The organism is Micrococcus sp. KRD012 (genome assembly GCF_017168555.1).
GTDB classification, from domain to species: domain Bacteria; phylum Actinomycetota; class Actinomycetes; order Actinomycetales; family Micrococcaceae; genus Micrococcus; species Micrococcus luteus.
The window spans coordinates 1-9,426 of the sequence record NZ_JABFBB010000017.1 but is presented as its reverse complement, the minus strand read 5'-3'; the positions used below and the strand labels follow the sequence as shown (position 1 = coordinate 9,426).

The window sequence follows — 9,426 nt, the reverse complement described above, 5'->3', positions numbered from 1 at the left end:
CTCGCGGACCGCGTGCCCGCCGCCTTCCGCACCGCCATGGAGGACGACCTCAACGTGCCCCAGGCGCTCGCGGCCCTGCACGAGGCCGTGCGCGCCGGCAACTCGGCGCTGGCCGGGCAGGACCTCGACGCCGCGGCCGCCCGCCTGGCCGAGGTGGAGGCCATGACCGCGGTGCTGGGCCTGGACGACGTGCCCGAGGGCGACGACGCCGCGGCCGGCCCGGTGTCGGACGCCCTCGACTCGCTCGTCCGGTCGCAGATCGAGGCGCGGGCACAGGCCCGCGCGGACAAGGACTGGGCCACCGCGGACCGCATCCGCGATGCGCTGGCCGCGGCCGGCGTCGTGGTGGAGGACGGCGCCGACGGCGCCACATGGCGCCTGGCGGACTGACACCTAGACTGGAGGGCGATCCGGCGGCGCCCCGCGTGCCGCCGCCCCCGTCCCCGGCCCGCAGGAGTCCCGCCATGTCCACCGCCCCCCGCTCCGGCGGATCCCGCAAGCCCAAGGGCAAGAAGGGCCCCATGAAGGGCACCGGCGGCCACGGCCGCAAGGCGCTCGAGGGCCGCGGACCCACCCCCAAGGCCGAGGACCGGGTCTACCACAAGGCGCACCGCGCCAAGCAGCTGGCCGAGCGCTCGTCCGCCAAGCGCGGCCCCGTGAAGGACCAGGTCCGCGGCCGCGTGAAGCTCACGGACGAGACGGTCTCCGGTCGCAACCCCGTGCTCGAGGCGCTACGCGCGGGCATCCCGGCCAAGGCGCTGCACGTGGCCGTGCGCATCGAGATGGACGACCGCGTCAAGGAGGCCCTGCGCCTCTGCCTCGAACAGGGCGTGCCGGTCCTGGAGAACACCAAGCCGGAGCTGGACCGCCTCTCCGGCGAGGCCGTGCACCAGGGCATCGTGCTGCAGATCCCGCCCTATGAGTACGCGGACGCCACGGCCCTGGCCCTCGACGCGCTCGCGAAGCACGAGAAGGGGCACCTGCGGACCCCGCCGCTGCTGATCGCGCTCGACGGCATCACCGACCCCCGCAACCTCGGCGCCATCATCCGGGCCGGCTCCGCGTTCGACGCGGACGGCGTGATCGTGCCCGAGCGGCGCTCCGTCGGCGTGACCGCCACCGCCTGGCGCACCTCGGCCGGCGCGGCCGCGCGGGTGCCCGTGGCCCAGGCCGGCAACCTGAACACCACCCTCGTCGACCTGCACAAGGCCGGCTACTTCGTGCTGGGCCTCGACGGCGGCGGGGACGTCTCCCTGCCCGGGCTCGCCCTGGCCACGGAGCCGCTCGTGCTCGTGGTGGGGGCCGAGGGCAAGGGTCTGTCCCGCATGGTGCGGGAGCACTGCCAGCAGATCGTGTCCATCCCGATCGACTCGACGATGGAGTCCCTCAACGCCTCGATGGCGGTGGGCATCTCCCTGTACGAGATCTCGGTGCAGCGCGCCGGCGGGCGCTGACCTCCACGGCGTCCCGCCCGGGATGACGGCCGGGCGGGGACGCGGGGGTCGCACACGAAGCCCAGCGGGGCAGAGTGTCCACCGTGATGCCCATCACATGGCAGGATGTCGCGTGGACACGCCCACGTCTTGCCCGTGACGCGCGTCACCGCGCACAGTGTCTGCACTGTGTCCGACGGGCCCCCGTCGGCGAGCGCATCCCGCACCGCACCATCAGAACGAGGTCCGTCTCATGAAGCACCGCTCCCTCCCCCTCACCGCCGCCCTCGCCGTCGTCGCCCTCGGGCTCACGGCGTGCGGCGACTCCGGCTCCGGCGGCTCCGGCTCGTCCTCCGCCGCCGGCGGCGAGGGCTCCTACACCGTGGGCATCAACCAGCTCGTCTCCCACCCGGCGCTCGACGGCGCGGCCGAGGGCTTCAAGGAGGCGTTCGAGGACGCCGGCCTGGACGTGACGTTCGAGGAGCAGAACGCCCAGGGCGAGCAGGCCACCGTCACCTCCATCGCCTCCACCTTCGCCAACGACGCGGACGTCGACCTCGTGGCCGCGATCGCGACCCCCGCCGCGCAGGGCACCGCCTCGGCCGTGAAGGACAAGCCGGTCGTGTTCATGGCGGTCACCGATCCGAAGGGCGCTGAGCTCGTGGCCTCGGACGAGGCCCCGGGCGGCAACGTCACCGGCGTCTCGGACCGCAACCCGGTCAAGGAGCAGCTGCAGCTGCTCAAGGACGTGAAGCCGGACGCCACGACCGTCGGCATCGTCTACAACTCCGGCGAGGCCAACTCCAAGGTCCAGGTGGACCAGGCCAAGGAGGCCGGCAAGGAGCTGGGCCTCGAGGTCAAGGAGGCCACCATCACCAACTCGTCCGAGGTCCAGCAGGGCGTGCAGTCCCTGTCCGGCGTGGACGGCATCTACGTGCCCACGGACAACGCCGTCGTCTCGGCGCTGGAGACCGTGGTGGGCTACGGCGAGGAGCAGCGCATCCCCGTCATCTCGGCGGACATCGACTCCGTGGAGCGCGGTGCCCTGGGCACGTACGGCATCGACTACGAGGCGCACGGCAAGCAGGCCGGCGAGATGGCCGTGAAGATCCTCAAGGACGGCGCGAAGCCGGCCGAGCTGCCCGTGGGCTACGCCGACCCGGCCAACCTGCAGCTCGTGCTGAACCCGAAGGCCGCCGAGGCCTACGGCGTCGAGATCCCCGCCGAGCTCACGGACAGGGCCGACCAGCTCGTCGAGGGCTGATCCCGCGCCTGACCCGCCTCCGCGGCGGCCCGGACCACAGGGTCCGGGCCGCCGCGGAGCACGTCGACGGCCGGCCCACCCCGCCCGCCGTCGTCCCCCTCGCACCGCCCGAAAGGCACCCACCCCATGCTGACCGCAGTGGAACTGGGTCTGATCTACGCCGTCGTCGCGCTCGGCGTGTACCTGACCTTCCGCATCCTCGACTTCCCCGACCTCACGGTGGACGGCTCGTTCACCACCGGCGCCGCCACGGCCGCCGTGCTCATCACGGGCGGCACGCCGGTGCCACTGGCCATGCTCGCCGCGTTCGTGGCGGGCGCGCTCGCGGGCCTCGTCACCGGCCTGCTGCACACCAAGGGCCGGATCGACGGCCTGCTCGCCGGCATCCTCACGATGATCGCGCTCTACTCGATCAACCTGCGGATCATGGGCAAGGCCAACATCCCCCTGCTCGGCCAGGACACCCTGTTCACGTGGCTCGACGACCTGGGCCTGGCCCGGAACTGGGGCTCGATCCTCGTGCTCTTCCTCGGCGTGTTCGTGGTGAAGCTGATCCTCGACTGGTTCCTGCACACGGACCTGGGCCTCGCCCTGCAGGCGACCGGTGACAACGAGGAGATGATCCGCTCGTACGGCGTCTCCACGGACCGGATGAAGATCCTCGGCCTGATGATCTCCAACGGCCTCGTGGCCCTCGGCGGTTCCCTGCTGGCCATGTACCAGGGCTTCGCGGACATCTCCATGGGCATCGGCCTCATCCTCGTGGGCCTGGCGTCCGTGATCGTGGGCCAGGCCGTGTTCGGCCAGCGCACGGTCTTCTGGGCGACGCTCGCCGTGATCGTCGGCGCCGTGCTCTACCGCCTGATCATCCAGTTCGCCCTCAACGCGGGCCTGAGCCCGAACGACATGAAGCTGATCTCCGCGGCTCTCGTCGTCGTGGCCCTGCTGCTGCCGCGCTTCGGCTTCGCCACGCGCCTGGGCCTGCGCACGCGGGGCACGGCCGTGACCCCGGGGCCGGCCGCCGCCGCTCCGGCCACCGCCGGCATGCCTTTGACCGGCGAGCCGGGCGGCGCCACCCCCGCCGCATCCGTCTCCGAGGAGGCCCCCCGTGCTTGAGATCTCACAGGTCTCCAAGACCTTCTTCCCGAACACCGTCAACGAGCGGCGCGCCCTGCAGGGCATCGACCTGCACCTGGCCGAGGGCGACTTCGTCACCGTGATCGGCTCCAACGGCGCCGGCAAGTCCACGATCCTGAACACGATCGCCGGCAAGCTGCTCCCGGACACCGGCACCGTGGCCGTGGGCGGCAAGGACGTCACCCGCATGCCGGACCACCGCCGCGCGGCCTCGATCGGCCGGGTGTTCCAGGACCCGACGGCGGGCACGGCCCCGAATCTCACGATCGAGGAGAACATGGCCCTGGCCTGGCGACGCGGGCACGCCCGCGGGCTCTCGCGGGGCGTCTCCCGCGCCCGGCGCGCGATGTTCCGCGACGAGCTCACGAAGCTCGAACTCGGCCTGGAGAACCGCCTCACCGCCAAGGTCGGGCTGCTCTCCGGTGGCCAGCGTCAGGCGCTCAGCCTGCTCATGGCCACGTTCTCCGGACCGAAGATCCTGCTGCTGGACGAGCACACCGCCGCCCTGGACCCGTCCCGGGCGGAGCTGGTGACCCGCCTGACCCGGCAGGTGGTGGCCGAGCACCGGCTCACCACGCTGATGGTCACGCACAACATGTCCCAGGCCCTCGAGGTCGGCAACCGGCTGATCATGATGCACGACGGCCGGATCATCCTCGAGCTGGACGAGCAGGAGAAGGCCGGGCGCACCCCGGCGGACCTGCTGGCCGAGTTCGGCAAGATCAAGGGCGCCGTCGTGGACGACAAGACCATGCTGTCCTGAGCGTCCCGTCCGGCGCCCCGTCCCCGGCCCGCCCCTCCGCCCGCCCGCCCCTCCGCCCCCCACGGCGGGCGGGCGGGCCGGCCGTTCTCACCGGCGCGGCCGCGGGGTAGCGTCGTGGCGTGAGCACCGTGAAGCCCGACACCCAGAGCGCCACCGCAGCCGATGTCCGCCTCCAGACCGTCACGGGGCGTATCCCGGTGACGGACGTGCAGCCCGTTGTGCTGGACGGCCGGTTCCCGGCGAAGGCCGTGGTCGGCGAGGACATCCCCGTCCGCGCGACCGTGTTCCGCGAGGGCCACGACTCCGTGCGCGCCACCGTCCGCCTGTTCGACCCGGCCGGCGCCGAGGTGCAGCGCGTGCAGATGCGTCCGGGCCGGCCCGGCCTGGACGAGGTCGTGGCCACGCTGCGGCCCGCCGAGCCGGGCCTGCACCAGTTCGTGGTCGAGGGCTGGGACGATCCGGTGGGCACGTGGAAGCACGCGGCCACCGTCAAGATCGCCGCCGGCGTCGACGTGGAGCTGATGCTCGCCGAGGGCGCCGCCCTGTTCCGCCGGGCCGCCGAGGACGCGGAGCGCTCGGCCGAGGACCGCGCCGTGTTCGAGGAGGTCGTTCGCGGCCTCGAGGACGAGTCGCTCATCCCGGCCCAGCGCCTGGCCTCCGCCGAGTCGGCGGAGGTGTCCGCCGTCCTCCACGCCCGCCCCGTGCGGGAGCACCTCACGAGCTCCGAGCTCTACCCGCTGGACGTGCAGCGCGAGCTCGCCGGCCGCGGCGCCTGGTACGAGTTCTTCCCCCGCTCCGAGGGCGCCCGCTTCGACGAGGCCTCCGGCACGTGGTCCTCTGGCACCTTCGCGACGGCGGCCGACCGGCTCCCGGCGGTCGCCCGGATGGGCTTCCAGGTGGTCTACCTGCCGCCGATCCACCCGATCGGCACCACGCACCGCAAGGGTCCGAACAACACGCTGACGGCCGGGCCGCAGGACCCGGGCTCGCCGTGGGCGATCGGTGGGCCCGAGGGCGGGCACGACGCCGTGCACCCGGACCTGGGCACCGTCGAGGACTTCGAGGCGTTCGTGGCCGCGGCCGCGGACGAGGGCCTCGAAGTGGCCCTGGACCTGGCCCTGCAGTGCTCCCCGGACCACCCGTGGGTCGCCGCGCACCCGGAGTGGTTCACCACCCGCGTGGACGGCACCATCGCGTATGCGGAGAACCCGCCGAAGAAGTACCAGGACATCTACCCGCTGAACTTCGACAACGACCCGGGCGGCCTCGCCCAGGCGGTGCTGGACGTGGTGCGGGGCTGGGTGGCCCGCGGCGTGCACATCTTCCGCGTGGACAACCCGCACACCAAGCCCCTGTGGTTCTGGGAGTGGCTGATCGCGAAGGTCCGCGCCGAGGAGCCGCGCGTCGTGTTCCTCGCCGAGGCCTTCACCCGTCCCGCGATGATGCACGCCCTGGGCAAGGTCGGGTTCCAGCAGTCCTACGGGTACTTCACCTGGCGGAACACGGCCGAGGAGCTTGCGGAGTACCTCCAGGAGATCTCGCACGAGACGCCGGCGTTCTATCGCCCCAACCTCTTCGTCAACACGCCGGACATCCTCACGGAGTACCTGCAGCACGGCGGCCCGGGCGCGTTCCGGATCCGCGCCGTCGTCGCCGCCACGGCCAGCCCGCTGTGGGGCGTCTACGCCGGGTTCGAGCTGTTCGAGCACGTGGCCCGGCCGGGCGCGGAGGAGTACATCGACAACGAGAAGTACGAGTACCGCCCCCGGGACTGGGAGGGCGCGGAGGCCGCGGGTGCCTCGCTCGCCCCGTACCTCACCCGGCTCAATGAGATCCGCGCGGCGCACCCGGCGCTGGGCGACCTGCAGAACCTGACCCTGCACGCCTCGACGCACCCTGACCTGCTCGTGTTCTCGAAGACGCGCTCGGCCCGGCCCGAGGGTGCGCACCGGGACGCCGAGGCGGTCACCGACGCCGGTCCCGCGGAGGACACCCTGATCGTCGTCGTCACCACGAACCCGCACGACGTCGTCGAGGCGACCCTGGACCTGGACCTCGAGGCGCTGCGTCTGCGCCCCGAGGACCGCGACGCGTCCGGGGCCGTCGAGGTGGAGGACCTGCTCACCGGCCAGCGCTGGCGGTGGGGCCGCACCCCGTACGTCCGCCTGGACCCGAACGTCGAGCCCGCCCATGTCCTGCGGGTCGTCCGGAACGGCTGAGCCGCTCCCGACGCCCGCCGTCCCCAGAACAGGAATCGCCATGACCCCGTCCGCCGCCCCCCGTCCCGCCGTCGCCCCGCTCGCCGTGGACCCGGAGGTGCTGGCCGCCGTCGCGCAGGGCCGGCACCACGATCCGCACACCGTGCTGGGCGCCCACCCGCATCCCGACGGCGCCGCGGTCACCTACCGCGTGCTGCGCCCGCTGGCGCGCACGGTCACGGTGGTCCGCGCCGGCGACGGGCAACGCGTGGAGCTGACGCACGAGCACGACGGCGTGTTCGCGGGCGTGGCCCCGACGCCCCGTGTGGCCGGGGCCGCCGCGGGCGACTACCGCGTCGAGGTGGCATACGAGACCGAGGACGGCACGACCGGCCCCGTCCAGGAGCAGGACGACGCGTACCGGCACCTGCCCACGCTCGGCGAGCTGGACCTGCACCTGATCGGGGAGGGCCGGCACGAACGGCTGTGGGAGGTGCTCGGCGCCCGCGTGGTCCGCACCTCCGCCGACGAGGCCGTCGGCACGGCCTTCGCGGTCTGGGCGCCGAACGCGCGGGCCGTGCGCGTGGTGGGCGACCACAACGGCTGGGACGGCCGGACCCATGCCATGCGGTCCCTCGGCTCCTCCGGCGTGTGGGAGCTGCTGGTGCCTGGCGTCGGTCACGGCGACCGCTACAAGTTCGAGATCCTCGGCCGGGACGGGCTCTGGCGGCAGAAGGCGGACCCGATGGCCCGCTGGACGGAGGTCCCGCCGGCCACGGCCTCGCGTGTGCTCGAGTCCGACTACGCCTTCGGGGACCGCACCTGGATGGAGCGCCGCCGTCTCACGGACCCGCACGAGCGCCCGCTGAGCATCTACGAGGTGCACCTGGGCTCGTGGCGGCCCGGGCTGGACTACCGCGAGCTGGCCGAGCAGCTCGTGGAGTACGTGCAGTGGCTCGGGTTCACGCACGTGGAGTTCCTGCCGGTCGCGGAGCATCCGTTCGGCGGGTCCTGGGGCTACCAGGTGACCGGCTACTACGCCCCCACCTCCCGGTTCGGCTCCCCGGACGAGTTCAAGCACCTGGTAGACGCGCTCCACCGGGCGGGGATCGGCGTCATCGTGGACTGGGTGCCGGCGCACTTCCCGAAGGACGAGTGGGCGCTCGCGCGCTTCGACGGGACCGCCCTGTACGAGCACCCGGACCCGCGGCGGGGCGAACATCCCGACTGGGGCACCCTCGTGTTCGACTTCGGCCGCACCGAGGTCCGCAACTTCCTCGTGGCCAACGCGCTCTACTGGCTCGGCGAGTTCCACATCGACGGGCTGCGCGTGGACGCCGTCGCCTCGATGCTCTACCTGGACTACTCGCGCGAGGACGGGCAGTGGGAGCCCAACGTGCACGGCGGCAACCACAACCTCGAGGCCATCGACTTCCTGCGCGAGGTCAACGCGACCGTGTACCGCCTGCACCCCGGCGTCCACATGATCGCGGAGGAGTCCACGGCCTTCTCCGGGGTGAGCGCTCCCGTGGACGCGGGCGGTCTCGGCTTCGGCAAGAAGTGGAACATGGGCTGGATGCACGACACCCTGGCCTACCTGTCCCAGGACCCGGTCAACCGCCGGTGGCACCACGAGCAGTGGACGTTCTCCCTGGTGTACGCCTACTCGGAGAACTACGTGCTGCCGCTGTCCCACGATGAGGTCGTCCACGGCAAGGGCTCCCTGCTGGGCCGCATCCCGGGCGACCGACGGCAGCAGCTGGCGACCCTGCGCGCCTACTACGGGTACATGTGGGCGCACCCCGGCAAGCAGCTGCTGTTCATGGGCGGGGAGTACGCGCAGCCGAGCGAGTGGTCCGAGGGCGAGGGCCTGGACTGGCCCGTCTCGTGGGATGAGGCGCACCGCGGGGTCCAGCTGACGATCCGGGAGCTCAACGCGCTCTACCGCAGCAAGCCGGCGCTGTGGTCGCTGGACCACAGCCCGGAGGGATTTGCGTGGGTGGACGGCGGCGACGCCGACGGCAACACGCTCGTGTTCCTCCGCATGCCCGCGGCGCAGGTGGTGCCGGAGACACGGATCGACGACGACGGCGCCGCGGTCCCGGCCGCTGAACCGGGCGGCGCCCCGCTGCTGTGCATCACCAACCTCTCGGGGTCGCCGCGTCAGGGGTTGCGCGTGGGGGTGCCGTCCGCGGGGGAGTGGACGGTGGTGCTGGACACGGACTCAACCGACTTCCACGGTGACGGCTGGCGGGAGCAGACCGGCCAGTCCGAGGTGATCGCTGCCCATGAGGGCCAGTGGCAGGGCCAGCCTGCCCACGTCACGGTGAACGTGCCGGCGCTGACCACCCTGTGGCTCCAGCCGCACCCGGACTCGACGGTCACGCCCTGACGCGTGGTGCACGTCACGATCGACGGTCTTGGCGCGGGAGTGCCAAACCGAGTCGGACGCCATCGAGGAATCCGCGAGAACACGCGGAAGCCGACCGTCCGCCCGGGGCTGCACGCCGGGTGTCACCCCTGATTTTGTGTTCGGTGGGATTCGTGTGTAGAGTTCCATCTCGTGCTCAAGACGCCGACCGGGTGACCGGGAGGCGGGGTGAAGAACACAGAATCCGCGGATTCATGCCG

Annotated in this window: 7 protein-coding genes; all 7 read left to right on the top strand. The window is 72.5% G+C overall.

Annotated features, from left to right (window positions below; translation table 11 throughout):
- On the top strand, positions 1-390 hold a 390-nt coding region (locus tag J1M37_RS07170), incomplete at its 5' end, for a DALR domain-containing protein (protein ID WP_342345126.1).
- Positions 391-464: 74 nt separating this feature from the next.
- A complete protein-coding gene (rlmB, locus tag J1M37_RS07165) occupies positions 465-1,454 on the top strand; it encodes a 23S rRNA (guanosine(2251)-2'-O)-methyltransferase RlmB (RefSeq protein ID WP_113914506.1) in 990 nt (329 codons plus the stop codon).
- Positions 1,455-1,686: 232 nt separating this feature from the next.
- Positions 1,687-2,697, top strand: a complete 1,011-nt coding sequence (locus J1M37_RS07160) for an ABC transporter substrate-binding protein (RefSeq protein ID WP_044658572.1) — start codon at positions 1,687-1,689, stop codon at positions 2,695-2,697.
- 126 nt (positions 2,698-2,823) lie between these two features.
- The gene (locus J1M37_RS07155; RefSeq protein WP_098093600.1) at positions 2,824-3,813 is read left to right on the top strand and encodes an ABC transporter permease; all 990 of its coding nucleotides are present in this window, start codon (positions 2,824-2,826) and stop codon (positions 3,811-3,813) included.
- The gene (locus J1M37_RS07150; protein ID WP_036382449.1) at positions 3,806-4,597 is read left to right on the top strand and encodes an ABC transporter ATP-binding protein; all 792 of its coding nucleotides are present in this window, start codon (positions 3,806-3,808) and stop codon (positions 4,595-4,597) included. The genes J1M37_RS07155 and J1M37_RS07150 overlap by 8 nt, the downstream gene beginning before the upstream one ends.
- A gap of 119 nt (positions 4,598-4,716) precedes the next feature.
- Positions 4,717-6,816, top strand: coding sequence for an alpha-1,4-glucan--maltose-1-phosphate maltosyltransferase (locus tag J1M37_RS07145; protein ID WP_049147756.1), 2,100 nt, complete (start codon positions 4,717-4,719; stop codon positions 6,814-6,816).
- 40 nt (positions 6,817-6,856) lie between these two features.
- A complete protein-coding gene (glgB, locus tag J1M37_RS07140) occupies positions 6,857-9,187 on the top strand; it encodes a 1,4-alpha-glucan branching protein GlgB (RefSeq protein ID WP_206452377.1) in 2,331 nt (776 codons plus the stop codon).
- Positions 9,188-9,426 lie beyond the last annotated feature (239 nt).

Bases quoted from the DNA above. Each gene is read 5' to 3' on its own strand.
- glgB (WP_206452377.1), top strand. From the start codon at position 6,857: ATGACCCCGTCCGCCGCCCCCCGTCCCGCCGTCGCCCCGCTCGCCGTG.
- J1M37_RS07155 (WP_098093600.1), top strand. From the start codon at position 2,824: ATGCTGACCGCAGTGGAACTGGGTCTGATCTACGCCGTCGTCGCGCTC.
- J1M37_RS07160 (WP_044658572.1), top strand. From the start codon at position 1,687: ATGAAGCACCGCTCCCTCCCCCTCACCGCCGCCCTCGCCGTCGTCGCC.
- rlmB (WP_113914506.1), top strand. From the start codon at position 465: ATGTCCACCGCCCCCCGCTCCGGCGGATCCCGCAAGCCCAAGGGCAAG.